This window comes from Streptomyces sp. KL109B (assembly GCF_030766935.1).
Classification (GTDB): Bacteria; Actinomycetota; Actinomycetes; order Streptomycetales; family Streptomycetaceae; genus Streptomyces.
The window spans coordinates 255,286-279,468 of the sequence record NZ_JASERL010000015.1 but is presented as its reverse complement, the minus strand read 5'-3'; the positions used below and the strand labels follow the sequence as shown (position 1 = coordinate 279,468).

23 protein-coding genes are annotated in these 24,183 nt (G+C 72.6%); 12 read left to right on the top strand and 11 right to left on the bottom strand.

Annotated features, from left to right (window positions below):
* The first annotated feature begins 190 nt into the window (after positions 1-190).
* Positions 191-1,489 carry an aldolase/citrate lyase family protein gene (locus RBJ65_RS37280; protein WP_306319654.1) on the top strand — a complete coding sequence of 433 codons (1,299 nt, stop codon included), beginning with the start codon at positions 191-193 and terminating at the stop codon, positions 1,487-1,489.
* A 262-nt stretch (positions 1,490-1,751) separates the two neighbouring features.
* On the opposite strand, the gene RBJ65_RS37275 is transcribed toward RBJ65_RS37280, so the two are convergent.
* Positions 1,752-2,834, bottom strand: a complete 1,083-nt coding sequence (locus RBJ65_RS37275) for a LacI family DNA-binding transcriptional regulator (protein ID WP_372341298.1) — start codon at positions 2,832-2,834, stop codon at positions 1,752-1,754.
* A gap of 128 nt (positions 2,835-2,962) precedes the next feature.
* Here RBJ65_RS37275 and RBJ65_RS37270 point away from each other — a divergent pair, with 128 nt between their 5' ends.
* Positions 2,963-3,928, top strand: a complete 966-nt coding sequence (locus RBJ65_RS37270; protein ID WP_306319656.1) for an ROK family protein — start codon at positions 2,963-2,965, stop codon at positions 3,926-3,928.
* Positions 3,929-4,024: 96 nt separating this feature from the next.
* Here the strand turns inward: RBJ65_RS37270 and RBJ65_RS37265 are convergent, their stop codons facing one another.
* Positions 4,025-4,471, bottom strand: coding sequence for an anti-sigma factor antagonist (locus RBJ65_RS37265; RefSeq protein WP_306319657.1), 447 nt, complete (start codon positions 4,469-4,471; stop codon positions 4,025-4,027).
* A 628-nt stretch (positions 4,472-5,099) separates the two neighbouring features.
* On the opposite strand from RBJ65_RS37265, the gene RBJ65_RS37260 reads away from it, so the two are divergent.
* Entirely contained in the window at positions 5,100-6,095 is a 996-nt protein-coding gene (locus tag RBJ65_RS37260; protein WP_306319658.1) for an NUDIX domain-containing protein, read from the top strand.
* Here the strand turns inward: RBJ65_RS37260 and RBJ65_RS37255 are convergent.
* Entirely contained in the window at positions 6,065-6,820 is a 756-nt protein-coding gene (locus RBJ65_RS37255; RefSeq protein WP_306319659.1) for an MBL fold metallo-hydrolase, read from the bottom strand. The genes RBJ65_RS37260 and RBJ65_RS37255 overlap by 31 nt on opposite strands.
* Before the next feature lie 74 nt (positions 6,821-6,894).
* Entirely contained in the window at positions 6,895-8,256 is a 1,362-nt protein-coding gene (locus RBJ65_RS37250) for a dipeptidase (RefSeq protein ID WP_306319660.1), read from the bottom strand.
* A 157-nt stretch (positions 8,257-8,413) separates the two neighbouring features.
* Here RBJ65_RS37250 and RBJ65_RS37245 point away from each other — a divergent pair, with 157 nt between their 5' ends.
* Positions 8,414-9,676, top strand: a complete 1,263-nt coding sequence (locus RBJ65_RS37245; RefSeq protein WP_372341299.1) for a geranylgeranyl reductase family protein — start codon at positions 8,414-8,416, stop codon at positions 9,674-9,676.
* Between the two features lie 13 nt (positions 9,677-9,689).
* On the opposite strand, the gene RBJ65_RS37240 is transcribed toward RBJ65_RS37245, so the two are convergent.
* On the bottom strand, positions 9,690-10,151 hold the full coding sequence (locus RBJ65_RS37240) for a nitroreductase family deazaflavin-dependent oxidoreductase (protein WP_306319661.1): 462 nt from the start codon (positions 10,149-10,151) through the stop codon (positions 9,690-9,692).
* Positions 10,152-10,302: 151 nt separating this feature from the next.
* Here RBJ65_RS37240 and RBJ65_RS37235 point away from each other — a divergent pair, with 151 nt between their 5' ends.
* The 3 genes from RBJ65_RS37235 (at position 10,303) to RBJ65_RS37225 (ending at position 13,164) form a co-directional block, all read left to right on the top strand.
* Positions 10,303-11,028 (top strand): TetR/AcrR family transcriptional regulator, encoded by a 726-nt coding sequence (locus RBJ65_RS37235; protein ID WP_306319662.1) that lies wholly within the window; start codon positions 10,303-10,305, stop codon positions 11,026-11,028.
* Between the two features lie 103 nt (positions 11,029-11,131).
* Positions 11,132-12,502, top strand: a complete 1,371-nt coding sequence (locus RBJ65_RS37230) for a sensor histidine kinase (protein ID WP_306319663.1) — start codon at positions 11,132-11,134, stop codon at positions 12,500-12,502.
* Positions 12,499-13,164 (top strand): response regulator transcription factor, encoded by a 666-nt coding sequence (locus tag RBJ65_RS37225; RefSeq protein WP_306319664.1) that lies wholly within the window; start codon positions 12,499-12,501, stop codon positions 13,162-13,164. Before RBJ65_RS37230 ends, RBJ65_RS37225 begins: the two co-directional genes overlap by 4 nt.
* Positions 13,165-13,177: 13 nt before the next feature.
* Here the strand turns inward: RBJ65_RS37225 and RBJ65_RS37220 are convergent, their stop codons facing one another.
* Positions 13,178-13,864 carry a response regulator transcription factor gene (locus RBJ65_RS37220; protein ID WP_306319665.1) on the bottom strand — a complete coding sequence of 229 codons (687 nt, stop codon included), beginning with the start codon at positions 13,862-13,864 and terminating at the stop codon, positions 13,178-13,180.
* The gene (locus RBJ65_RS37215) at positions 13,861-14,991 is read right to left on the bottom strand and encodes a sensor histidine kinase (protein ID WP_306319666.1); all 1,131 of its coding nucleotides are present in this window, start codon (positions 14,989-14,991) and stop codon (positions 13,861-13,863) included. Before RBJ65_RS37215 ends, RBJ65_RS37220 begins: the two co-directional genes overlap by 4 nt.
* Before the next feature lie 201 nt (positions 14,992-15,192).
* On the opposite strand from RBJ65_RS37215, the gene RBJ65_RS37210 reads away from it, so the two are divergent.
* The gene (locus tag RBJ65_RS37210; protein WP_306319667.1) at positions 15,193-15,579 is read left to right on the top strand and encodes a DUF6223 family protein; all 387 of its coding nucleotides are present in this window, start codon (positions 15,193-15,195) and stop codon (positions 15,577-15,579) included.
* A 2-nt stretch (positions 15,580-15,581) separates the two neighbouring features.
* On the opposite strand, the gene RBJ65_RS37205 is transcribed toward RBJ65_RS37210, so the two are convergent.
* The 3 genes from RBJ65_RS37205 to RBJ65_RS37195 form a co-directional block, all read right to left on the bottom strand.
* Positions 15,582-16,322: a maleylpyruvate isomerase family mycothiol-dependent enzyme gene (locus tag RBJ65_RS37205; RefSeq protein ID WP_306319668.1), complete on the bottom strand. Its 741-nt coding sequence runs from the start codon at positions 16,320-16,322 to the stop codon at positions 15,582-15,584.
* A gap of 86 nt (positions 16,323-16,408) precedes the next feature.
* Positions 16,409-17,626, bottom strand: coding sequence for an MFS transporter (locus RBJ65_RS37200; RefSeq protein WP_372341300.1), 1,218 nt, complete (start codon positions 17,624-17,626; stop codon positions 16,409-16,411).
* A gap of 147 nt (positions 17,627-17,773) precedes the next feature.
* Positions 17,774-18,553, bottom strand: coding sequence for a DeoR/GlpR family DNA-binding transcription regulator (locus RBJ65_RS37195; protein WP_306319669.1), 780 nt, complete (start codon positions 18,551-18,553; stop codon positions 17,774-17,776).
* Between the two features lie 239 nt (positions 18,554-18,792).
* Here RBJ65_RS37195 and RBJ65_RS37190 point away from each other — a divergent pair, with 239 nt between their 5' ends.
* Entirely contained in the window at positions 18,793-19,677 is an 885-nt protein-coding gene (locus RBJ65_RS37190) for an SIS domain-containing protein (RefSeq protein ID WP_306319670.1), read from the top strand.
* A 34-nt stretch (positions 19,678-19,711) separates the two neighbouring features.
* Complete coding sequence (locus tag RBJ65_RS37185; RefSeq protein ID WP_306319671.1) at positions 19,712-20,563, top strand: class II fructose-bisphosphate aldolase; 852 nt, start codon at positions 19,712-19,714, stop codon at positions 20,561-20,563.
* Positions 20,564-20,612: 49 nt separating this feature from the next.
* Here RBJ65_RS37185 and RBJ65_RS37180 read toward each other — a convergent pair whose 3' ends face one another.
* Positions 20,613-22,277, bottom strand: a complete 1,665-nt coding sequence (locus tag RBJ65_RS37180) for a putative glycoside hydrolase (protein ID WP_306319672.1) — start codon at positions 22,275-22,277, stop codon at positions 20,613-20,615.
* A gap of 272 nt (positions 22,278-22,549) precedes the next feature.
* On the opposite strand from RBJ65_RS37180, the gene RBJ65_RS37175 reads away from it, so the two are divergent.
* Both RBJ65_RS37175 and RBJ65_RS37170 read left to right on the top strand, forming a co-directional pair.
* Complete coding sequence (locus RBJ65_RS37175; protein WP_306319673.1) at positions 22,550-23,425, top strand: polysaccharide deacetylase family protein; 876 nt, start codon at positions 22,550-22,552, stop codon at positions 23,423-23,425.
* Between the two features lie 39 nt (positions 23,426-23,464).
* Positions 23,465-24,115: an alpha-ketoglutarate-dependent dioxygenase AlkB gene (locus tag RBJ65_RS37170; RefSeq protein WP_306319674.1), complete on the top strand. Its 651-nt coding sequence runs from the start codon at positions 23,465-23,467 to the stop codon at positions 24,113-24,115.
* The last annotated feature ends 68 nt before the right edge of the window (positions 24,116-24,183 follow it).

Below are 24,183 nucleotides of genomic sequence, written 5' to 3'. Positions count from 1 at the left end.
ACAGTTCCCCTGTTCAAGGTGGAGACGGGGCCGCGTGGTGCTTCTGCACCGCGCGGCCCCGTCCGCGTAACGGGACGATGCGGGTACGACGAAAAGGACCCATTGACGCCGATCACGCCGACAGTTAACTTCGCTATACGGATTGTTGATTCCGTGAAGTGGAAACATCGAGCATATGGAGAGTGCACGAATGGGTCAGCAGGAGAAGGTGTCGACGAGCCTCGCGGGCACGGTCAGCGAGAGCATCAGCGCCTCACTCGCCCCGGTCGACGCGGAGCTCGCCCGCCGCTACCCGGGAGACCCCGGCACCCGTCAGCCCGTCCACACCGTCTACGTCCCCGGTGACGCGTTCAATGCCGAGACCATCCGCACCTGGGGCGACAAGGCCCTCGCGCAGCTCGACGAGCACGCCCCGGACGCCGCCTCCTTCGCCGCCGTCCTCGGCCTGAGCGAGAAGCTCGCCGAGCCGGTCTACAAGGGCGTACGCGCGAAGCTGGAGCGGGAGCCGATCGAGGACCTGCGCGTCGACTTCGAGGACGGATACCGCCCGGAGTCGGACGCCGACGAGGACGAGACCGCCGCGCGCGCCGCGCGCGTCATCGCCGAGGCGTACGCGAACGGGACCGCCGCCCCGTACATGGGCATCCGCATGAAGTGCATGGAGGAGGCGGTCCGCGACCGCGCCATCCGTACCCTCGACATCTTCCTCACCGGCCTCATGGAGCACGGCGGCCTGCCCGACGGCCTGGTCCTCACCCTCCCCAAGGTCACGTACCCGGAGCAGGTCACGGCCATGGTCCGGATCCTCGAAGCCTTCGAGAAGCAGCACGGCCTGGAGGCAGGGCGGATCGGCTTCGAGATCCAGATCGAGACCAGCCAGTCCATCCTCGGTGGCGACGGCACCGCCACCGTGGCCCGCATGATCGAGGCCGCCGAGGGCCGCGCCACCGGCCTGCACTACGGCACCTTCGACTACAGCGCCTGCCTCGGCGTCTCCGCCGCCTACCAGGCCAGCGACCACCCGGCCGCCGACTACGCGAAGGCCGTCATGCAGGTCGCCGCGGCCGGCACCGGGGTCCGCGTCTCGGACGGCTCCACGAACGTCCTCCCGGTCGGCTCCACGGAGAAGGTGCACGACGCCTGGCGCCTGCACTTCGGCCTCACCCGCCGCGCCCTGGCCCGCGCCTACTACCAGGGCTGGGACATGCACCCGGGCCACATCCCGACCCGTTACGCCGCCGTCTTCGCGTTCTACCGCGAGGGCTTCGAGGCCGCAGCCGCGCGCCTCGCCGCGTACGCCAACCAGTCCGAGGGCGACATCGCCGACGAGCCCGCCACCGCCAAGGCCCTCGCCGGGTACCTGCTGCGCGGCCTCGACTGCGGCGCCCTCGACACCGCCGAGGTCGCCCGCCTCTCCGGCCTCACCCGCGCCGACCTGGAGTCCTACTCCGCCCCCCGCCGCGGCGACCTGACGGCCACGGCCCAGTAGCACCGCCCCGCGAACCACCACTGCCCCTCCCCGGGGACGGCCGGGGAGGGGCAGTGGCGCATTCACACGTCCGCACACCACGGTGCGGACAAATCAAGCCCTCTGCGTCGCGTGCTCGGCGCATTCATGGCGTCCGCATGCCACGGTGCGGACAAATCAAGCCCCTGCGGCGATTGAGCAGCGGGGTCCGGGGCAGAGCCCCGCGACGTCACCCCCGGGGTGCCGCACCGGACCTACCGGGGCCGCAACCGATCCGGCCCGCTCAACCCGCAGGCGGAATCTCCCCCGACCCCCGCCGAATCAACCGCGTAGGAAGCTCTATCCGCTCCGGCGCCAGCCCCGCCCCGTCCAACTGCAGAAACAATCGATCCGCCGCCGTACGCCCCAGCTGCGCCGCATCCTGCGCCACCACCGTCACCCCCGGCTTCAGCAGGTCACCCAGTTCGATGTCGTCGAACCCGACCAGGGCGACACCCCGCTCGCGCTCGGCCAGAACCCGCACCACCGTCACCGTCACACGGTTGTTGCCCGCGAAGATCGCCGTAACCGGATCCGGGCCCGACAGCATCTCCTCGGCCGCCCGCCGCACCCGCTCCGGATCGGTGACACCGAGCGACACCCACCGCTCGTCGACGTCGAGCCCGGCCTCCTCCATGGCGGCCCGGTACCCACGAAGCCGCTCCACCGCCGTGTGGATGCGCGGCTGGTCACCGATGAAGCCGATCCGCCGATGCCCGTGCGCGATGAGATGGGCGACCCCGTCCCGCGCGCCACCGTAGTTGTCCGACAGCACCACGTCCGCGTCGATCCTCCCGGCGGGCCGGTCCACGAACACGGTCGCGACACCCGCCGCGATCTCCGGCTCCAGATACTGGTGGTCGGCCCCCGCCGGGATCACCACGAGCCCGTCCACGCGCCGCGCGCACAGCGCCAGCACCAATTCCTGCTCCCGCTCCGGGTCCTCGGCACTGGACCCGTTGATGAGGAGCGCTCCGTGCGCCCGCGCGACCTCCTCGACGGCGCGGCTGAGCGGACCGTAGAACGGGTCGGCCAGATCCTCCAGGACGAGTCCGATGCTCGCCGTACGCCCCTTGCGCAGGACGCGCGCGCTGTCGTTGCGCCGAAAGCCGAGCGCGGCGATCGCCTCCTGGACACGGCGCTCGGTGTCCTCGGTGACACCGGGCTCCGCGTTCACGACGCGGGAGACCGTCTTCAGGCCGACCCCGGCGCGCGCCGCGACGTCCTTCATCGTCGGGCGGTTGCCATAGCGGCTTTCGGTACGGGGGGCGGTACGGTCCACTGTGCGCTGTCCTGTCCTGTCGCCTGGGCGTGTGGCGTCGAGCATAGGGCCTGGACAACGTTGTCAGATGCGGGAGAGACTGTCTACCATCGCCCCGGCCGCTGTCCGCGACCATCGACGCGACCGCCTTCGGCCCGCCCCTCGACCTGCCTTTTCCGGGAGACCAGACACCGATGCACATGGACCTCGTCGCCGCGCTCGACATCGGCGGCACCAAGATCGCCGGTGCCCTTGTGGACGACCGGGGCCGGCTCCTCGTACGGGCCCAGCGGCCGACCCCCGCGCAGGAGGACGGCGACACGGTGATGGGCGCGGTGGAGGCGGTGCTCGGCGAGCTGACGGCCGCCGCGCCGTGGCCCCGGGTGCGCGCCGTGGGCATCGGCAGCGCCGGTCCCGTGGACCGCTCGCGGGGCACGGTCAGCCCGGTCAACGTGCCGGGCTGGCGCGGATATCCGCTGGTCGACCGGGTGCGCGCGGTCACTGGTGAGCTTCCCGTCGAGCTGATCGGCGACGGCGTCGCGATCACGGCCGCCGAGCACTGGCAGGGCGCGGCCCGCGGCCACGACAACGCGCTGTGCATGGTCGTGTCGACCGGTGTCGGCGGCGGCCTGATCCTGGGCGGCGAACTGCGCCCCGGGCCGACCGGCAACGCGGGGCACATCGGCCACATCAGCGTCGACCTGGACGGCGACCCCTGCCCGTGCGGGGCGCGCGGCTGCGTCGAGCGCATCGCCAGCGGTCCCAACATCGCCCGCCGCGCTCTGGCCGAGGGCTGGAAGCCGGGCCCCGACGGCGACGCGACCGCCGCGGCGGTGGCCGAAGCGGCCCGCGCAGGTGACCCGGTGGCGATCGCCTCGTTCGAGCGCGCGGCCCAGGCCCTCGCGGCCGGCATCGCGGCGACGGCGACGCTGGTGGAGATCGACATCGCGGTGATCGGCGGCGGCGTGGCCAAGTCGGGCGACGTCCTGTTCACGCCCCTGCGCCGCGCGCTGCGCGACTACGCCACGCTGTCCTTCGTCCAGGGCCTCACGGTGGCCCCGGCCTCGACCGGTACGGACGCGGGCCTCGTGGGCGCGGCGGCAGCGGCGCTGCGCGGTACGGGCTCGGGTGTGAACGGAGTGCCGCGACAGGCGGTGTGAGGCGCTGCGCGGCGCGGGCGTTGCGCGGCACGCCACTTCCGGCCGACCGTACGGGGGCGGAAGCCGCGCCCTCGCCCGCCCGTATGCCCCGTCGATTCACCCCGCGACAGGCGGCTGCCCACGGTCCTCCGGCGCGTCCGGGTCACGGCACACCGCCTGCTCCACGGTCTCCACCGGTGTCAACAGCCTGGTCAGGCCGCCGAGTTCGATGAGGCGGAGAGTGAGGCGCTCGTGGCAGACCACGGTGACGCGGCCGTCCCGGTCGCGGGCCCGGTGGGCGGCGCGTACGAGGAGCCGGAGCCCGGAACAGTCGATGAACGTGGTCCGGGTCAGGTCGGCCACCACCAGGCGATAGGGCCCCGAGGTCAGGGAGTCGAAGAGCGGGGCGAGGTGGTGGAACGCCAAGATGTCGATCTCGCCGAAGAGTTCGACGACGACGCAGTCCCCTTCGGCGCGCAGTCGGGGCGCGGGAAACTCGTCGTCGTACGTGGTCGTCTCGTCGAAAGAGCCGACAGCGTAGCCCTGGTGACAGCTCCGAAGCATCTGGACCCCCGGGTCAAGGGCCCGTCCGGAACCGAAAGCGGTGCCGGTCGGGCGGGATGAGGCCACCGGGGTCCAGGGTGCCAGGTCGAGCACGCTAGCCGGACGGCGGTCACGCTGGGTCGACGGAACGATTCCTGGGCGGATAACGCCACTTGATGGGGTGAATTCCCCGGAATCCACTTGACAGTTGGCGCTGCCTTGCTCTCCCGATGCACCCGGTGTGTTCGGCTCGCACCCCGTGTGAACTCCGCACCGTCGCCGACCGCGCACACACGGTGTCGCTCGCGGTGGGGTCGCGCTTGACTGGCCCGGAGAGAGCGGGAGGCCGGGATCAGGCCGATCGCCCACCGTCGGGCAGCGGTGGGTGCCATTGAGCCGTCGGGTCTCCCGTGCGCGTCTCCGGGCTCCCCCCGATCCCCGGAGACGCCCGGGCGGTGTCATGGCGTGCGACCGCCTGGTACGGAGGGCCCGTCTACCGCGACTTCCCTGGGCGGTGGGCGGGCGCCGCACGTCGGCCGCCCACTGGACCGCAGTTGCTGGCCCATACACCGATCCCCTCATCAGCGGCTGGTTTCCGTGGCAGGGTGTTCCGGGCAAGCCACAGGGGGCCGATGGAAGAGGGGGAACCGTGATCGTCTGGATCAACGGGGCATCCCGTGCGGGAAAGACCACCGCGGCGCGGGAGTTGATCGACCTGATCCCCAATTGCACACTCTTCGACCCCGAGGTGATCGAGGAAGACCTGGAACGGTTGCTACCGGCGAAGCGGCTCGCCGAGGTGAACACCTATCAGGACCTGCCGATCTGGCGGCGCATGGTCGTCGACACGGCGGCGGCGCTCCTCGCCGAGCTGGGTGGCGTACTCGTGGTGCCGATGGGACTGCTGCGCGAGGAGTACCGCGACGAGGTCTTCGGGGGGCTCGCGGCCCGGCGGATTCCCGTGTGCCATGTGCTGCTCGCTCCAGGGGAAACGATCCTGCGCACCCGTGACCCCGCGGGCGAGCCCCCCGCCGACATCGAGCACTACCGCGTGGCGCTCGGAGGCTGGCTCGCCGCCGACGCGTACCCCGTCGACAACGGCGGCCTGTCCCCGTACGAGACCGCCGTCCGGATCGCCGCGGCGCTGCGCACCGGGGACGCGGCCTCCTGCGACATCGTCCAGACGCCCGAGCCGACCGCGGAGACCGTCGCGGCGGGGGTGCTGCTCTTCGACGACGAGGACCGGGTGCTGCTCGTCGACCCTACGTACAAGCCCGGTTGGGAGTTCCCCGGCGGGGTCGTCGAGGCGGGCGAGGCACCCGCGCGCGCGGGGGTGCGCGAGGTGGAGGAGGAGACCGGCATACGGCTCGACGACGTGCCGCGCCTGCTGGTCGTCGACTGGGAGTCGCCCATGCCGCCCGGCTACGGCGGCCTTCGCCTGCTCTTCGACGGTGGCCGGCTCGCGGGGGCCCGGGCGAGCGAAGTGCTGCTGCCGGGGCCCGAGTTGCGCGCCTGGCGCTTCGTGACGGAGAGCGAGGCCGCGGTGATGCTGCCGCCCGTGCGGTTCGAACGGTTGCGCTGGGCTCTAAGGGCGCGTGAACGCGGGGCGGCCCACTACTTGGAGGCCGGGGTGCCGGTGGGGTGAGCGCGCGCCACGGCCGTGCGCAGCGCCTCGCCCGCCCCGCCCACCAGCGGGTCGCCGTGCCCGAAGCAGGCCACCTCGCTGTCGAGCGCGGCGAGCCGCCGGTACGAGGCGATCGCCCGCTCCTTGTCGAGGTTGAACACGCCGAGGACGACCTGGCCGTCCAGCGGTGACACGGCGATCGCGTCGCCCGTGAACAGCACGCCGTGGTGCGGGAGATGGATGCCGATCGAGCCGTCGGTGTGGCCGGGCGCGCCGACCACCCGCGCCCCGTCCCCGAAGTCGAGCGTGTCGCCGTCCTCCAACTCCCTTACTTCGTAAGGGAGCACAGGGGCGGCGGGCGGCGCCGGGAGCTGGGCCAAGGCATGCGCGTGGAGGGGGCGTTCCCAGTCCTCGTAGACCGGACTTGGGCCCGTCGCCTCGCCGCGCACGTACGGGGCGTCGAGGCGGTGCGCGGACACCTCGGCGCCGCTGAGGCGCGCGAACTCCCCGGCGCCGCCCGCATGGTCCTCGTGGAAGTGCGTCAGGACGATACGGCGTACGTCCTCGGGGGCGTGGCCCCAGTCCCGTACGACGTCCGCGATGGGCCCGCCGGCTCCGGGCGCGCCCGCGTCGATCAGGGTCAACTCCCCGTCGTCGCGCCAGAGGTAGGCCTGGCCCACGGGGAAGCGCAGCATGCGCAGGCGGGGCGTGAGGTCGAGGACTTCGGTGGGTGCGTAGGGCGTCATGCCCGCGACCGTACGAGGGGCGCGGGCAGGGCGACGTACGACTTGGCCCAGAGCAGATTCGCCCTGGGGGCGCGTCAGTTGGCGGACGCGTACTTCTGGAGGAAGAGGGCCTCGGCGACCGAGAGGCGCTCCAGTTCCTCGGGGGAGACCGACTCGTTCACCGCGTGGATCTGGGCCTCCGGCTCGCTCAGGCCGATGAGGAGGATCTCCGCCTCCGGGTAGAGCGCGGCGAGCGTGTTGCACAGCGGGATGGAGCCGCCCTGCCCCGCGTACTGCATCTCCTGGCCGTCGTACGCCTGCCGCATCGCGTCGGCCAGCGCCGCGTACGCGGGGCTCTCGGTGTTCGCGCGGAACGGCTGGCCCTGGCCGATCTGCTCGACCTTCACCTGGGCGCCCCACGGGGTGTGCGCCTCGATGTGCGCCATGAGGAGCTTCGTGGCCTCCGCGGCGTCCGTGCCAGGCGGCACGCGCAGGCTGATCAGCGCGCGGGCGCCGGCCTGCACGGACGGCGTCGCGCCGACGACCGGCGGGCAGTCGATGCCGAGGACGGTCATGGCGGGGCGCGCCCAGATGCGGTCGGCGACCGAGCCGGAGCCGATCAGGTCGACGCCGTCGAGCACCTTGGCGTCCTTGCGGAACGCGTCCTCGTCGTACTGCAGGCCGTCCCAGGAGGCGGACGGGTCCAGGCCGTCGATCGTCGTCGAGCCGTCCTCGGCGCGCAGCGAGTCCAGTACGCGGACCAGGGCGGCAAGCGCGTCCGGGGCGGCGCCGCCGAACTGGCCGGAGTGCAGGTTGCCTTCGAGGGTGGCCATCTCGACGCGCACCAGGGTCATGCCGCGCAGCGTCGCCGTAGCCGTGGGCAGGCCGACGCGGAAGTTGCCCGCGTCGCCGATCACGATCGTGTCGGCCGTGAGCAGCTCCGGGTGCTGCTCGGCGTAGCGCTCAAGGCCGCCCGTGCCCTGCTCCTCGGAACCCTCCGCGATCACCTTCACGCCGACCGGCACCCCGCCGTTCGCCTTCAGCGCGCGGATCGCCAGGAGGTGCAGCAGCACACCGCCCTTGCAGTCGGCGGTGCCGCGCCCGTACCAGCGGCCGTCCGCGCGCTCCGTCAGCTCGAACGGGGGCGTCACCCACGCCGACTCGTCCAGCGTCGGCTGCACGTCGTAGTGCGCGTACAGCAGCACCGTGGGCGCGCCCTCGGGGCCCGGCAGGAAGCCGTACACCGACTGCGTGCCGTCCGGGGTGTCGAGCAGTGCCACATCCTGGAAGCCCTCTGTGCGCAGCGCGTCGGCGACCCAGTTCGCGGCGCCCTCGCTCTCGCTCCTCGGGTACTGCTCGAAGTCCGCGACCGACTTGAAGGCGACCAGTTCGGTCAGCTCCGCCTTGGCCTTCGGCATGAGCGAGGCGACGGTCTCGGCAATCGGACGCGGCGACATGGGCACGCTCCTCGTGGGTGCGACGTTGTGCAGGGTGTGTGCTTCAAGCTGTGCGGAAGATCCTCCCACAGCGGGCTGACACACGGCCCGCCGTAGGATGCCTGGGACAGGTGCGGCAGGCATTCCAAGATGGGCGAAACGGGAGCAGCAGACCATCGTGAGCAGCGAGAACCCGGCGACGGGCGGCACGGACGGCAACGAGACGGGCTACGACGGGCAGTCCGGGAGCGTGGACGGCGGGCAGTCCGGGAGTGTGTGGGACGTCGTCGTCGTGGGCGCGGGCCCGGCCGGGGCGTCCGCCGCGTACGCGGCCGCGAGCGCGGGGCGTCGGGTGCTGCTCCTGGAGAAGGCCGAACTGCCCCGCTACAAGACGTGCGGCGGCGGCATCATCGGCCCGTCGCGGGACTCGCTGCCGCCCGGCTTCGTGCTGCCCTTCAAGGACCGGGTGAACGCGGTGACGTTCTCCCTGAACGGCAAGTACACGCGCACCCGGCGCTCCAAGAAGATGCTGTTCGGGCTCATCAACCGGCCCGAGTTCGACGCCCAGCTCGTCGAGCACGCGCAGAAGGCGGGCGCCGAACTGCGCACCGGCGTCACGGTGACGCGCGTCGAGCAGCACGGCAGCGCCGTCCCCGACCGGCGCACCGTCGCGGTGGGGCTGCAGGACGGCGAGACGATCCTCGCGCGGGCGGTGGTCGGAGCCGACGGCAGCGCCAGCCGGATCGGCGCGCACGTCGGCGTGGAGATGGACCAGGTCGACCTGGGTCTTGAGGCGGAGATCCCGGTGCCGGAGCCGGTCGCGGAGGACTGGCGGGGGCGCGTGCTCATCGACTGGGGGCCGATTCCCGGCAGTTACGGGTGGGTGTTCCCGAAGGGGGACACGCTCACGGTCGGCGTGATCTCGGCGAAGGGCGAAGGGGCCGCCACCAAGCGGTACTTGGAGGACTTCATCGCGCGGCTCGGGCTCGCCGGCTTCGAGCCCTCGATCTCCTCCGGACATCTGACGCGCTGCCGCGCCGACGACTCGCCGCTCTCGCGCGGGCGGGTCCTGGTGTGCGGCGACGCGGCGGGGCTCCTGGAGCCGTGGACCCGCGAGGGCATCTCGTTCGCGCTGCGCTCCGGGCGGCTCGCGGGGGAGTGGGCGGTGCGCGTCGCCGAGGCGCACGACGCGGTGGACGCGCGGCGGCAGGCGCTGAACTACGCGTTCGCCGTCAAGGCCGGGCTCGGCGTCGAAATGGCCGTCGGCAAGCGGATGTTGACCGTCTTCGAGCGCAAGCCGGGGCTGCTGCACGCGGCGCTCACCTCGCTGCGCCCCGCATGGAACGCGTTCGCGAGGATCACCCGGGGCTCGACGACCCTGGGCGAGCTGGTGCGGACGCATCCGATGGCGGGGCGGGCGCTGTCGCGGCTCGACCGCTGAGGGCCGCCGACGGTCACTCGCCGACCGTGATGCGGAACACCGGGTGGTCCGGCGATGCGGCGGAGATCTCGTCGTCCGTCGACTTCGCCGTGACGCCCTTGAAGTAGTCGTTCACCTGCCAGCCCCACCGCTCCAGGTAGGTGCGCAGCACCTCGCGCTTGAGGTCGTCGTCGGCCAGCTCGACGGCCTCGAACGCGCGGACCTTGCGGCCCACCCGCAGCTCCCCGCCGCCCGCGGCGTGCATGTTCTTCACCCACTGCGAGTGGCCGCGGGCCGAGACGAGGTACTGCTCGCCCTCGTACGTGTGCGGGTTGACCGGGATGCGCTGCATCTGGCCGCTCTTGCGGCCTCGTACGGAGAGCTCCGCGGAGCCGGCGAGGCTGAGTCCGCGGCGGGCCAGCCAGCCGATCGCCTTGTTCATGCGCGCGGCGGAGGGGGTGGCCTTGAGGTAGTAGGGCTCGGGCTGTGCGGCCATGGTGACTCCCGGAGAGAGTTTTTCGAGAGCGGTGCTCTCGCTTGAGAGCAGTGTGCACGGGTTCGGTGATCCAAAGCAAGAGCGGTGCTCTCTTTTTTGAACAGTGCACCGCAATGTGTGCGGCGCTCCGCCACCGTGGAAGACTCGACCCATGAGTACGAGCCGCAGCACACCCCCACGCGCCACCAGTGCCGCCCAAGGAGCCCGCGCCCGCGCCCGGCAGGAGGTCACCGCCGCCATCAAGGACGAGGCGCGCAGACAGCTCGCCGAAGGCGGCGCTGCGAAGCTGTCGCTGCGCGCCGTGGCCCGGGAGCTCGGCATGGTCTCCTCGGCCCTGTACCGCTACTTCCCCAGCCGCGACGAGCTGTTGACCGCGCTCATCATCGACGCGTACGACGCGCTGGGCGCGGCCGCCGAGCATGCCGACGTCGGCTTCGTCCGGACGTCGTCGGCCACGGAACGCTGGACCTCGGTGTGCGTGGCGGTGCGCGACTGGGCCCTCGCGTATCCGCACGAGTACGCCCTCATCTACGGCTCCCCGGTGCCCGGCTACACGGCCCCGGACACCACGGTCCAGGCGGCCGCGCGCGTGGGGCAACTGCTCATCGGGATCGTGCGCGACGCCCATCAGGGCGGCGGCGTGACCGCGCCCCCGCTCGCGGACGCGGTGCGGCCCGAGGCCGAGCGGATGGCGGCGGAGCTGGCGCCTGACCTGCCGCCGGAGGTGGTGGCCGCGCTCGTTGCCGCGTGGGCGCAGCTCTTCGGGCTCGTCGGTTTCGAGCTGTTCGGCCAGTTCAACCGGGTCGTCGAGGACCGCTCGGCCTTCTTCGCGCACGCCGCGGCACGGCTCGCGAAGGACGTCGGGCTCACCCGATAGCCACCACCCGATAGCCACCACGCGCGCGTACTCCCCGGGAAGTACGCGTGATCACCTCGCACGGCGGACGCCCGATGTCGGACCCGGCGCTTAGCGTGGCGACATGGACGAGCAGCGCGTACGCGACGGTGGTCCGCCCCCGCGGTGGGGCGGTCCACCGTGGCTGCGTGCCCGGTGGGGGAGCGGGCTCGCCGGGAGCGGGCCTGCTGGGAGCGGCCCTGCTGGGAGCGGCCCTGCCGGGAGCGGCCCCGCCGGGATCGGGCCTGCCTGGAGCCGGTCTGCCGAGGGCGGGCGCCGGTGGCCGTGGCGGTCCACGCTGCTGGTCACCGCGTTCGTGCTCCTGGGCACGAACTTCGCCGCGCACGGGCAGGCGGGCGAGCGCGCCGACCTCGACGTGTTCGCGCGGCTCCTGATGCTCGCCGGAGGCGCACTGCTGCTGTGGCGGCAGCGGTACCCCGTCGCCGTCGCGTTCGGTACGACGGCGTGCGTGACCGTGTACCTGGGCGCCGGGTACCCGTACGGCCCGGTGTTCCTGCTCGTGGCCCTCGCCTGCTTCTCCGCGATCGTGGCGGGCCGCCGGTGGGCGGCGTGGGCGGCGGCCGGGATGCTCTGGGCCGGCCATCTGCTCATCGGGCACTGGCTGTACGCGTATCTGCCGCCGACCGGCGACGGGCCCGCCTCCTGGGGGCAGGAGGGAATCGTCGCGGCCTGGGTGCTCGCGGTCATGGCGATCGCCGAACTGGCCCGGGTGCGCCGCGAGCAGTGGGAGCACGCGCGCGTGGAGCGGGAGAAGGCCGCGCGGCGGCGGGCCGACGAGGAGCGCCTGCGCATCGCCCGCGAACTGCACGACGTGCTCGCCCACTCCATCTCCGTGATCAACGTGCAGGCGGGCGTCGGGCTCGCCCTCCTCGACACCGACCCCGAGCAGGCGCGGACCGCGCTCACCACCATCAAGAGCGCCAGCAAGGAGGCGCTTGGGGAGGTGCGGCAGGTCCTCGACACCCTCCGCGCCCCCGGCGACGCCCCACGCGCCCCGGCCCCCGGCCTCGACCGGCTCCCGGAACTCGTCGACCAGGCCGCGAGCGCCGGACTCACCGTCGACGTCATCACAGACGTCGCCACGGACGGCACCACCGACGGCACCCGCACCGCGCTGCCCCCGGGCACCGACCTCGCCGCGTTCCGCATCGTCCAGGAGGCGCTCACCAACGTCGTACGGCACTCGGGCTCACGCCACGCGCGCGTACAACTCACGTACACCGACAGCGAATTGACCCTCACCGTCGACGACGACGGGCCCGCGACCCGCGCCGACGCGGGCGGCAGCGGCAACGGGCTCGCCGGAATGCGCGAGCGCGCCACCGCCCTCGGTGGCACGATCGAGGCGGGACCGCGCGACGGCCGCGCCGACGGTGGGTTCCGAGTGGTGGCGCGGCTGCCGCTCACCGCCACGAACCGGGAGGCCACGCCGTGATCCGCGTACTGCTCGCCGACGATCAGTCGCTCGTCCGCGCCGGATTCAGGGCGCTGCTCGACGCGCAGAACGACATCGAGGTCGCGGGCGAGGCCGCCGACGGCGAGGAGACCGTGCGGCTCGTGTGCGAACTGCGCCCCGACGTCGTGCTCATGGACATCCGCATGCCGCTGCTCGACGGCCTCGCGGCGACCCGGCGCATCAGCGAGGACGCCGGGTTGGAGGCGGTGAAGGTCGTCATGCTGACCACCTTCGAGCTCGACGAGTACGTCTTCGAGGCCATCCGCTCCGGCGCCTCCGGGTTCCTCGTCAAGGACACCGAACCGGACGAACTGCTGCGCGCCGTACGGGCCGTGGTGCACGGTGACGCGCTGCTCTCGCCGGGCGTCACCCGACGCCTCATCGCCGAGTTCGCGGCCCGCTCGAAGGAGCCGGAGGCCGCCGCTCCGCTCGCCGAACTGACCGAGCGGGAGCGGGAGGTGATGGCGCTCGTCGGCATCGGCCTGACCAACGAGGAGATCGCCCGCCGCCTCGTCGTCAGCCCGCTCACCGCGAAGACGCACGTGAGCCGCACGATGGTGAAGCTCGGCGCCCGCGACCGCGCCCAACTGGTCGTGCTGGCCTACGAGTCGGGGCTCGTCCGGCCGGGGTGGCTGGGCTGAGCCGGACCGCGGGTCACGGGGCGCCGCGCGGGGCGACGATCCCGGACTCGTAGGCCAGCACCACGAGATGGGCGCGGTCGCGGGCGTGGAGCTTGGACATGGCACGGTTGATGTGGGTCTTCGCGGTCAGCGGGGTGATCACCATGCGCGCCGCGACCTCGTCGTTGGACAGCCCGTGGGCGACCAGGACGACGGCCTCGCGCTCCCGGTTCGTCAGCTCGTCCAGGCCCTTCGCCAGGCCGGGATGCGGCGGCTGGGTGACGTAACGGTCGATCAGTTTCCGGGTGATGGACGGCGCGAGCAGTGCCTCGCCGCGCGCCGCGACCCGGACCGCGTGCAGGAGGTCCTGCGGCAGGATGTCCTTCACCAGGAACCCGGCGGCGCCCGCCCGCAGCGCGTCGAAGACGTACTCGTCCAGGCCGTAGTTGGTCAGGACGACCACGTGCACCTGGTCGAGGGCCGGGTCGGCGGCGATCCGGCGGGTCGCCTCGATGCCGTCGACGACCGGCATCCGGATGTCGAGCAGCACGATGTCCGGCAGATGCCGCCGGACGAGTTCGAGGCCCTCCTCGCCGTCGGCGGCCTCGGCCACCACCTCGATGTCGTCCTCCAGGTCGAGGAGCGCGCGGAACCCGCTGCGGATGAGCGGCTGATCGTCGACCAGGACCACCCGGATCGTGCGCCCCGCGCGCCCGGTCATGGGGTGCGCTCCACGGGCAGCTCGGCCAGGACCCGGAACCCGCCCTCGGCGCGCGGCCCGGCGCGCAGGGTGCCGCCGAGCGCCGTGACACGCTCGTTCATGCCCAGCAGCCCGATGCCGGGCAGCGGGGCGGAGCCGGGCCGGGCCCCGCCGTCGTCCTCGACGCACAGGGTGAGGGAGCCTTCGCGGTGCTCGACGGTGACCTCGGCGGTGCGGGCGGCGGCGTGCCGGGCGACGTTCGTCAACGCCTCCTGGACGACGCGGTACGCGGTGCGCTGCACGGCGGCCGGCACGTCACGGGGCGCGCCCTCGACCGTCAGCCGCGTCTCCAGGCCGCCCGTGCAGGACCGCTTCACCAACTCCGGTATGTCGTCGAGGGTGTGCGGCGGACGAGTGTCGTCGTCGCGCAGCGCCTCCAGCGTCGCGCGCAGCTCCCGGCTCGCCTCCCGGCCCGCCTCCTGGATCGCCAGCAGGGGCTCGGGCGGCCGCTCGCCGCGCCGGAGCGCCACGTGCACGGCGACCTCGGCCTGGAGCTTGACGATCGAGATCTGGTGGGTCAGTGAATCGTGCAACTCCCTTGCGATCCGCAGCCGTTCCTCGTCGGCGCGGCGCCGCGCGGTCTCCTCCCGCGTGCGCTCCGCCTCGTCCGCCCGCCGCTCGGCCTGCCGCAGCGCTTCCCCCGCCGCGCCGGCCGCGACGAGCCAGCCCAGTTCGAGGGCGCCGCGCGAGTGCGTGAACGCCGCGCGCACCGAATCGCCGCCCGGCGAGACGAGATACGCGAGCGGCAGCGCCGCCATCACCGCGACCGACGCCACCACCGTGCTCAGCCGGTGGCCCTCGCGCACCGCCGCGTACACCGCGAACAGGAACGCCACGACCGGCACATCGACGCCCGCCGCCTGGTGGCCGACCGCGCACAGGCCGGTGACCGCCAGGACGGCGACCGGGGCCCTGCGGCGCGCGTACAGCGCGAGCCCGCCGGTCAACAGCAGGGCGTGGCCGAGGAGTTCGAGCCGGGTACCGGCCCGGGCGCCGGAGAGATCGGCGGCGAGCAGCAGCACCGTCACACACCCGGCGATCACCGCGTCCCTGACACCCGCCCGCACAGCGAACCGTTCCGTGCCCATGCGCGCAATGTAGCCGCGGTGCGGCACGGGCGGACCGTGCGCGCGGAGGACCGGCGGGCTACCGCGGACGCGGTACGGCGACGGCGGCTGCGGCAGCCGCGGTAGCCCGAAGAGTCCACGGCTGCCGGACGACGGGTCCCCGGCCCCGGCGACATCCTCGAAGCGTCAACTCGCAACGCGGCGAAGGTGAAGGAGAATCCCATGTCGGGCTTGATGTCAGTGCGGTCGGCGCTCGTCTCCGTCCAGGCGGCCGACGCCGACACCCCCTATTGGACCGCCGAGCGCGTGTGGTCCTCGGCCGCCGCGGGCGTCGGACTGATCGGCGTGATCTTCGCCGTCCTCGCGCTGACCGGCCGGATCGGTGACCGCGCCGGCAAGGCCGCGTTCGCCGCCCAGGTCGCGGGGCTCGTCGCGATCGTCGTCGGCGCCGTCGACCTCGCACTCGCCGACGGCGGCCCCGGCACCGGCAACGGAGTCGTCGGGGCCGGCCTCGCCCTCGTACTCGGAGTGGCCGCCGTGGTTGTCGGCCGACGGGCACGCCGCCGGCCGCGCGTGGACCGGGCGGCGCGGCACCAGCCGAGCCGGTGACGTCAGACCCCCGAGTGCTCCCGCCAGAACGCGGCCAACGCCGGGTCCCCGCTCACATCGGGGAACGGCAGCCGGTTCCACAGCGCCAGGTACAGACGCACCGCGGGACCGGACAGTTCGCACTCCGCCTCGCCCGAGGCGCCGCGCTCGGTGGCCGGCGGATCCTGTGTGATCCGCACCGTCCACACGGCGTCAGGGCCGGCGTCCGTGGCCCGTACGCGCAGGGTCCGGGGCACGTCCGAGCGCACCCGGCTGCGCTCGCGGGCGTGGAAACCGGCGAGCAGCTCGTCGATCCCGTCGGCCGCGAACTCCGCGGTGATCGGCTCCTCGTGGACCGTCCTGGCCAGCGCCGACTGCGCGTCCACGCGGTGCACGGTCGTCTCGTGCGCCTGGCGGCGGGCCCAGAACGCCAGCGGCGAAGGGGCCGGGAGGAAGGCCCAGCAGTCCAGGTCGGCCGGGGCCGCCGTGAGCGTGTCGACAAGTCGTCGATGGCCCTCGCGGAACCAGGCGAGCAGTTCCGCGCCGTCCAGGCCGACCTCGTGGTGGCCGATCCCGTGCGGTTTGCGCTGCTCCGCCACGTAAGAGGTCGCCCATTGGTGCACCGCGCCCTGGTGACGTAGAAGATCGCGGATCTGCCAGCCGGGGCACGTGGGCACCTTGGCGTCGACGCCCGCCTCTTCGGCGGCCGCGGCGAGCGACCGGCCCTCGATGTCGACAATTCGAATGAGTTCGGCAATCTGCATGGGCAGAGTCTGCCGTCCGAAGCGCCCACGGGCGCAAGCGGGTTGACGGGCGCAAGCGGGTTGACGGGCGCAAGCGGGTTGAACTTCTACGTCGTCGCCACCCGCCGCGTCGCGAAGCCGATCGTGGCGGCGACGGCGGCGAGCAGCGCCACGCTCGTCAGGGCCGCGGACAGCGAGAACCAGTCCGCCATGAAGCCGATCGCGGGCGGCCCGAGGAGCATGCCGCCGTAGCCGAGCGTGGACGCCGCCGCGACGCCCGTCGGGCCCGCGAGCGCCCCGGCCCGTTCGATCGCGACGGGGAACAGGTTCGCCAGGCCGATGCCGGTGATCGCGAACCCGAGGAGCGCGAGCCACACCGTGGGCGCCAGCGAGCCGAGCAGCATCCCGGCCGCGCCGGTCAGCCCGCCGGCCACCAACGTCCGGGTCCTGCCGAGCCGTTCGAGCAGCGCCGTGCCGGTGAGCCGGCCGATCGTCATGGCGAACGCGAAGCACGAGTAGCTGGCCGCCGCGACGCCGGGGTGGGCGTGCAGGTCCTGCTCCATGTGCAGCGCGCTCCAGTCGGCCAGGGCGCCCTCGCCGTACGCCGTGCACAGGGCGATGAGCCCGAAGACGAGGACGAGCAGCCGCGTACGCCCGTCGATGCGCGTACGGGCGCCGGTTCCGGTGGTCTCGGCGGCGGGCGTACGGTCCACGGGGCGCGGCGCCGGGTGCCGCAGCAGCGTCGGCGCGGCGCACGCGGTCACGACGAGGCCGATGACGGCGATTCCGATCAGGTGCTTGGTGGGGGACAGGTGCCCCGCGACCAGGCCGCCCAGCCCCGACCCGACCATCCCGCCGAGGCTGAACGCGGCGTGGAAGCTGGGCATGACCGGCCTGCCGAGCGCGCCGACCAGGTCGACGGCGGCGCTGTTCATCGCCACGTTGATGCCGCCGTACGCCGCCCCGAACGCCAGCAGGACGAGGCCGAGCGCGACGGGCGAGTGGGTCAGCGGCGGCAGGATCACGGTGAGCGGCAGCAGTACCCCGCAGGCGACGGTCACCGCGTGCGAACCGAAGCGCCGGCACAGCCGCCCGGTCAGCATCATCGTGATCACGGCCCCGGCCGAGACCCCCAGCAGCGCGAGCCCGAGCGCACTCGCCGACGCCCCGGTCTGCGCCTTCACAGCCGGAATCCGCACCACCCACCCGGCGAAGACGAAGCCGTCGAGCGCGAAGAACGCGGTGATGGCCAGGCGCAGCCGGGCCAGGGACGCGGCGCGGGGATCGTCGACGCTGACGCCCCGGAGTTTGTTCAGTAGCGGCACAAAAGGCAGGGTAGGCCGGACCCCGGATCCGAACAAGGGGGTTTCCGAGGCCCCCGGCGTCTGTGGGCGCCGTCCCTATGAGCCCCGCCGTCGGACGAGAGGCAGCGGGGTCCGGGGCAGAGCCCCGCGACGTAGGAAACGCCCCGGTCACACGGTGAGTACGCGCACCCCCGCCTCCGTGAACCGCCCCACAACCCCGTCATCCGCCCCCGTATCCGTCACCAGCACATCCACCTCCGCCACGTCACAGATCCGCGCGAACGCCCGCTGCCCCAACTTGCTGGAATCCGCCGCCACCACCACCCGCTCCGCCCGCTCGCACAGCATCCGGTTGATCGCCGCCTCCGCCTCGTCGTGCGCGGACGCGCCGTGCGTGACGTCGAGGCCGACCACACCCAGCACCGCCGTGTCGAGGGTGACCTGTCCCAGCACCCCGTCGGCGAGCGGGCCGATCAACTCGTACGACTGCGGGCGCGCGACCCCACCCGTGAGCACGATCTTGAACTGGGGCCGCACCGCGAGCTCGTTGGCGATGTTCAGCGCGTTCGTGACGATCGTCAGGGCGGGCGATCCGGAGGAGAGGTCGGGCCGGACGGCGAGCGCCCGCGCGACCTCCGTCGTGGTCGTGCCGCCGGTGAGGCCGACCGCCTCGCCGGGGGTGAGGAGTTCGGCGACGGCCTTGGCGATGCGCTGCTTCTCGGCGGCGCCGAGCGCGGACTTGTAGCGCAGCGGGAGTTCGTAGCTGACGCCGTGCACGACGGCCCCACCCCGGGTGCGTACGAGCATCTGCTGCTCGGCGAGGCCGTCGAAGTCGCGGCGGATGGTCGCGGCGGAGACGCCGAGCTCGCTCGCCGCGTCCTCCACGTCCAGGCGCCCGCGCTCGACGAGCAGTTCGAGGAGGGACTTCCAGCGGGCGTCGCGGGACATCGGCGGCTCTCCAACTCGTCGTTCAGTACGGGATCGGTACGGGGTCAGTACGGGATCAGTGCGGGATCAGTGCGGGATCGGTTCGGTGGCACGACCTTAACCGGCCTGCGCGCTAATGCTTGATTGTGCGCGAAAGCTAGCTATATCTTGCAGGAACACGCAGAATCGGGAAGACGCAGAGCAACGCATCCAGCGGGTGCGCCCCACGGGCGTACCCCATCGAGGAGTGGGGGAACGGTATGAGCCACGTCGAGGACGAGCTGAACAGCCAGCCCGAGTGCTGGACGCGGGCCGCGGGCCTCGCCACCCGGCACAAGGCCGCGCTGCCCGCCGCAGGGGAGCGGGTGGCGATCGTCGGCTGCGGCACCTCGTGGTTCATGGCGCAGGCCGCCGCGACGCTGCGCGAGCAGGCGGGGCAGGGCGAGACCGACGCGTTCGCGGCATCGGAGTTCCCGGCGGGACGCTCCTACGACCACGTGATCGCGCTGACCCGCTCCGGCACCACCACCGAGGTCCTCGACCTCCTCGCCGCGCACCGGGGCAGGGCCCGCACCACGGCGATCACCGGTGACCCGGCGACCCCGATCGCGGACGCCGCCGACGACCTGGTCGTCCTCGACTTCGCCGACGAGCGCTCGGTCGTCCAGACCCGTTTCGCCACCACCGCCCTCACCCTGCTCCGCGCCCACCTGGGCCTGCACGACGAGCAGGCGGTCGCCGACGCCCGCACGGCGCTCGCCGAGCCGCTGCCCGAAGGGCTCGTGGACTGCGGCCAGTTCACCTTCCTCGGCCGCGGCTGGACGGTCGGCCTCGCGAGCGAGGCGGCGCTGAAGATGCGCGAGGCGTCCCTGTCGTGGACCGAGGCGTACCCCGCGATGGAGTACCGGCACGGCCCGATCAGCGTCACGACGTCCGGTACGGCGACGTGGATGATCGGCGAGGCCCCCGAAGGTCTCGCCGGGCAGGTCGCCGCGACCGGAGCGCTCTGGATCGAGGGCCGCCTCGACCCGCTGGCGGAACTCGTCCGCGCCCAGCGCCTCGCGGTGGCCGTGGCAGCCCGCCGCGAGCTCGACCCGGACCGCCCCCGCCACCTCACCCGCTCGGTGATCCTCGACGCCAACTGACCGTCCCCGCCAAGGACTTGAGAAGGGAGGGGCCGTGCCCCTCGCAGCAACAGGGACCCTCGTCGGCGCGGCGGCGGCCCGGCGCGGCGCCGTGGCGGCGTTCAACGTCATCACCCTCGAACACATCGAGGCCGTCGTCGCGGGCGCCGAGTCCGTCGACGCCCCCGTCATCCTCCAGATCAGCGAGAACGCCGTCCGCTACCGCCACGGCCGCATCCTGCCGCTGGCCCGCGCCGCCGTCGCCGCCGCCGAGTCCGCGCGCGTCGACGTCGGCCTGCACCTGGACCACGTACAGAGCGACGAACTCCTGCGGCAGGCGGCCGACGCAGGGTTCGGCTCCGTGATGTACGACGCCGCGCGCCTGCCCTACGACGAGAACCTCGCCGCGACCCGCGCCGCCGCCGACTGGGGGCACGCCAACGGCCTATGGGTGGAAGCCGAGTTGGGGCAGGTCGGCGGCAAGGACGGGGCCGGGCCGCTGGACGCCCACGCGCCCGGCGCCCGCACCGACCCCGGCGAGGCCCGCGCCTACGTCACGGACACCGGCGTCGACGCGCTCGCCGTCGCCATCGGCTCCTCGCACGCCATGACGACCCGCACCGCCACCCTCGACCACGACCTGCTGAAGCGGCTCGCCGACGGCCTCGACGTACCGCTCGTGCTGCACGGCTCCTCGGGCGTGCCGGACGCGGAGCTGGCCGCGGCCGTCCGCGCCGGCATCTCCAAGGTCAACGTGGGCACGGCCCTGAACATCGCGATGACCTCCGCCGTCCGGGAGTTCCTCACCGCACACCCGGAGGCGGTCGACTCGCGCAAGTACCTCAAGGTGGCACGCGACGCGATGGCACGCACCGTGGCCGAACTGATCGGGGTGGTGCGCGGCTGAGCGCCGTCGTCCGACGGCGCCCACGGCGCGCGCCCAAGGCGCCGTCCTCTCAGTCCAACGCCCCCTCGTGGTACTGAACTCCCGGATTCCACAGCAGGAACCCCTTGATGCCGTCGGACCTCGCCGCGTCGAGCTGCTCGCGGACCTCCTTGTCGCCGTACGAGACACCGAGGGAGAAGTCCTGGATCCACGGGATGATCTGCGCGTCGGTGTGTTTCGTCTTCTTCGCGAAGGCGGCCAGCGAGCGCTTGGTGATCGGATACGGCTGGGAGTTGGGGTCCGAGACACCGTATTCGCCCTTCGCCCAGTGCGAGGGGTAGATCATCGGCGAGATGTAGTCGGCCTCCTGCGCGAGCATGCCGACGTCCTGGGCGATCTCCTTGGGCCGGTCGACGGCGATGCCGAACACCGAGACACCGAGGAACGCGTGGTGCTTGCGGACGGCGGCACGTGTCTCGCCGACGACGTCGGCGACGGAGCGCTCGGGGCTGGTGTCACCGAGGCCCGGGAAGGACATCTTGCGGATCGGGCCGTCGGGGCGGCGGATGTAGTCGTAGAGGATGTCGTCGAAGCCCAGCTTCGCTGCCTCCTCGGCCAGGTCGATGTTGTACTTCCTGACCTCCTTGTTCGCGAAGTTCGTGAACGACAACTGGCCGTAGCTGCCGCCGTTGTAGGCGCCGCCGCCGGGGGTGCGCACGACGCGGTCGCGGTGGCCTGTCTTCCACGACTTGGTGGCGAGGATCGGATCGCGGAAGGCGACGATGCGGCCGACGACCGCCCCGCCCGCGGCGTGGATCTCCTTGACCGCCTTCTTCGCGTCGTAGTACCCCTTCGCCGCGCCGATGCTCTTGGCGAGCGGCACCTTCGAGTCGTAACCGACCTCGCCGAGCTCGTCCTTGATGTCGAGCTGCACCGCGTTGATCTTCTTCTGCTTCAGCATCTTCATGACGGGCCCGCGCAGCGCGTCCGAGGCCCAGCCCTGCGCGCTGACGTGCACGGTCCTCAACAGCGGCCGATGTACGGTGAGTTCGGCGTCCTCGCGGGCCGTGTTGCCCGCCGCGTCGGTCGCGGTGACCGTCGTACGCCCCGGTGGGCGCGGCAGCCGTACCGCGAAGGAGCCGTCCTTCGCCGGCTTCGCCGCCCGCCCGGCCACCGTCACCTTCTGGGCGCCCGCCGCCTCGCCCCGCACGGTGACGGGCTTCTGGAACCCGCCGGCCTTCGTGTCGGCCACCTTCAGGCGGGGCGCCGCGGTGTCCACGGTGAGCTTCCGCGTGACCTCGGTGTCACCGCCGAGCCACGAACCCGGCTGGGTGACCCGCAGTTGGTGTGTGCCGTCCCGTACGTCGCCCAGGTCGACGGAGAGGCCGCCGCCCTGCCCGGCCCGCGTGCGCAGCGGCTCGCCGTCGAGGGTCACCTTCGTGCCCTTCAGCTTTCCGCCGTCGGCGCCCGTCACCTCGAACTCCCCGGAGCGCAGCACCTGCGCGCCCACCTCGCCGTCGCGCGGCAGGCCCACGAGGTTCAGGGAGGTTCCGTGTGCGGCGCGTAGCGAGAGTGTGCCGCCTATGGCGAGAACCAGTGCGAGCAGTACGCACACGAGGATGACGGGCCTTCTGCGTGGGAAGCCCGCCGGAGAAGCACTGGCGGCCGAATCGGACGTGGAACCGGATGAGCGGGAGGTGGGGGAGCGGAGCCAGTTCTTCCAGTCGAGCCGCATCAGCAGATCCTCCAGGAGGTCTCGTGCGTCGTGGTCTACTGCGCCTTCTGTGTCTTCTCCGTCTTCGTCGTGTGCACCGAATCGCCACAACTTCCGTAGCCGCTCTGGTCCTTGTGGCGGGGGTGGTCTCCTGCGGCGGTACCGGGGGCGATGCGCACAATGAGGGGTCCAAGCCCCCGCGGTCCGCCGATGACCGGCAGGATTCCCGCTCCCCGGGCTCCGGACACACGTCCGGGGCTGCGAAACCGGCCAAACCTCCCGCGCCGGAAAAAGTGCGCGCCAATGAACTCGGCGCGGTGCCGGTGCTGATGTACCACCAGATCGTCGACGACCCGAAGAGCGCGTACGACCGCACACCCAAGGACTTCCGCACGGAACTGGAACGCCTCGCCCGCGAGGGCTACGTGCCCGTGACCGCGGGCGACTTCGAGACCGGGAAGATCGACATTCCGGCCGGCGCCCACCCCGTCGTCCTCACCTTCGACGACTCCACCGACAGCCAGCTCCACCTCGGCTCCGACGGGAAACCCACCAAGGACTCGGCGGTCGGCATCCTGCGCGACGTCGCCGCCGCACACCCCCGCTTCAAGCCCCGCGCCACCCTCTTCGTGAACGGCGACGCCTTCGCCGCCACCGGCCAGAAGAAGGCCCTGACCTGGGCGCACAAGAACGGCTTCGAGATCGGCAACCACACCCTCGACCACGCCAATCTCGCCCAGTCCGGAGCCGCCAAGGCCCGCGCCCAGATCGCCGAAGGACAGAAGTCCATCACCCGCGACGTCCCCGACGCCGACGTCCGCTCCCTCGCCCTCCCGTACGGCGTCCAGCCCGAGCCCGCCTCCCTGGGGCTGAACGGCAGCGCGTCCGGCACGACGTACAAGAACCGGGGCGTCTACCTCGTCGGCGCGAACCCGGCCCCCTCGCCGTACGCGGACTCCTTCGAACCGGCCGCGATCCCGCGCGTCCGCTCGGGCGCCGACAAGGGCAAGGACGGCGGCTTCAGCTCCGCGCACTGGCTCGACCAGCTGGCCGCCGGGAAACTCGCCCGCTACACCTCCGACGGCGACCCCGAACACATCTCGTACCCGAAGGACACGGCCGCCCGCCCGGGCAAGGCGGCGCCCAAGGACCGGTTGCGCCCGTACTGAGCGGCGGCTGCCCCACCGCCTTCGGCGACACTGGGACCCATGAACGAACTGTTCGCCCGCGACCGCACGGAGCCCGCCCCCGGCGCCGTCCACGTCCCCGACTGGCTCGACGCGCGCGAACAGCGCCACCTCGTCGAGCTGTGCCGGACGTGGGCGCGCCCGCCCGCCGGGCTCCGGGACGTGCGGCTGCCGGGCGGCGGCCGGATGAGCGTGCGGCAGTTCGGGCTCGGCTGGCACTGGTTCCCGTACGGGTACGCGCGCACCGCCGTCGACGGTGACGGGGAGGCGGTGAAGCCGATGCCGGAGGAGCTGGTGACGCTGGGACGGCGGGCGCTCACGGCCGCGTACGGGGACGCCGGCGCCACCGATCAGGATCCGTACGACATCGCCCTGATCAACTATTACGACACCGGCGCCCACATGGGCATGCACAAGGACCGGGACGAGAGGTCCACGGCGCCGGTCGTCTCCCTCAGCCTCGGTGACACATGTGTCTTCCGGTTCGGCAACACCGAGACACGTACGAAGCCGTACACGGACGTCGAGCTGCGCAGCGGTGACCTGTTCGTGTTCGGCGGGGAGTCACGGTTCGCGTACCACGGGGTGCCGAGGACCGAGCCGGGGACGGCGCCGCCCGGGCTCGGGCTCGACGGGCGGCTCAACATCACGTTGCGGGTCAGCGGGTTGTAGCGGCGGGGAGCGGCCAACGGTCCGCGGATCGGCCCCGCGGCGTTCACCGGCTACCATTCCTCAGCGTG

Coding starts and splice junctions, on each gene's coding strand:
- RBJ65_RS37280 (WP_306319654.1), top strand. CDS start 191: ATGGGTCAGCAGGAGAAGGTGTCGACGAGCCTCGCGGGCACGGTCAGC.
- RBJ65_RS37275 (WP_372341298.1), bottom strand. CDS start 2,834: ATGCTCGACGCCACACGCCCAGGCGACAGGACAGGACAGCGCACAGTG.
- RBJ65_RS37270 (WP_306319656.1), top strand. CDS start 2,963: ATGCACATGGACCTCGTCGCCGCGCTCGACATCGGCGGCACCAAGATC.
- RBJ65_RS37265 (WP_306319657.1), bottom strand. CDS start 4,471: ATGCTTCGGAGCTGTCACCAGGGCTACGCTGTCGGCTCTTTCGACGAG.
- RBJ65_RS37255 (WP_306319659.1), bottom strand. CDS start 6,820: ATGACGCCCTACGCACCCACCGAAGTCCTCGACCTCACGCCCCGCCTG.
- RBJ65_RS37250 (WP_306319660.1), bottom strand. CDS start 8,256: ATGTCGCCGCGTCCGATTGCCGAGACCGTCGCCTCGCTCATGCCGAAG.
- RBJ65_RS37240 (WP_306319661.1), bottom strand. CDS start 10,151: ATGGCCGCACAGCCCGAGCCCTACTACCTCAAGGCCACCCCCTCCGCC.
- RBJ65_RS37235 (WP_306319662.1), top strand. CDS start 10,303: ATGAGTACGAGCCGCAGCACACCCCCACGCGCCACCAGTGCCGCCCAA.
- RBJ65_RS37230 (WP_306319663.1), top strand. CDS start 11,132: ATGGACGAGCAGCGCGTACGCGACGGTGGTCCGCCCCCGCGGTGGGGC.
- RBJ65_RS37220 (WP_306319665.1), bottom strand. CDS start 13,864: ATGACCGGGCGCGCGGGGCGCACGATCCGGGTGGTCCTGGTCGACGAT.
- RBJ65_RS37215 (WP_306319666.1), bottom strand. CDS start 14,991: ATGGGCACGGAACGGTTCGCTGTGCGGGCGGGTGTCAGGGACGCGGTG.
- RBJ65_RS37210 (WP_306319667.1), top strand. CDS start 15,193: ATGTCGGGCTTGATGTCAGTGCGGTCGGCGCTCGTCTCCGTCCAGGCG.
- RBJ65_RS37205 (WP_306319668.1), bottom strand. CDS start 16,322: ATGCAGATTGCCGAACTCATTCGAATTGTCGACATCGAGGGCCGGTCG.
- RBJ65_RS37195 (WP_306319669.1), bottom strand. CDS start 18,553: ATGTCCCGCGACGCCCGCTGGAAGTCCCTCCTCGAACTGCTCGTCGAG.
- RBJ65_RS37190 (WP_306319670.1), top strand. CDS start 18,793: ATGAGCCACGTCGAGGACGAGCTGAACAGCCAGCCCGAGTGCTGGACG.
- RBJ65_RS37180 (WP_306319672.1), bottom strand. CDS start 22,277: ATGCGGCTCGACTGGAAGAACTGGCTCCGCTCCCCCACCTCCCGCTCA.
- RBJ65_RS37170 (WP_306319674.1), top strand. CDS start 23,465: ATGAACGAACTGTTCGCCCGCGACCGCACGGAGCCCGCCCCCGGCGCC.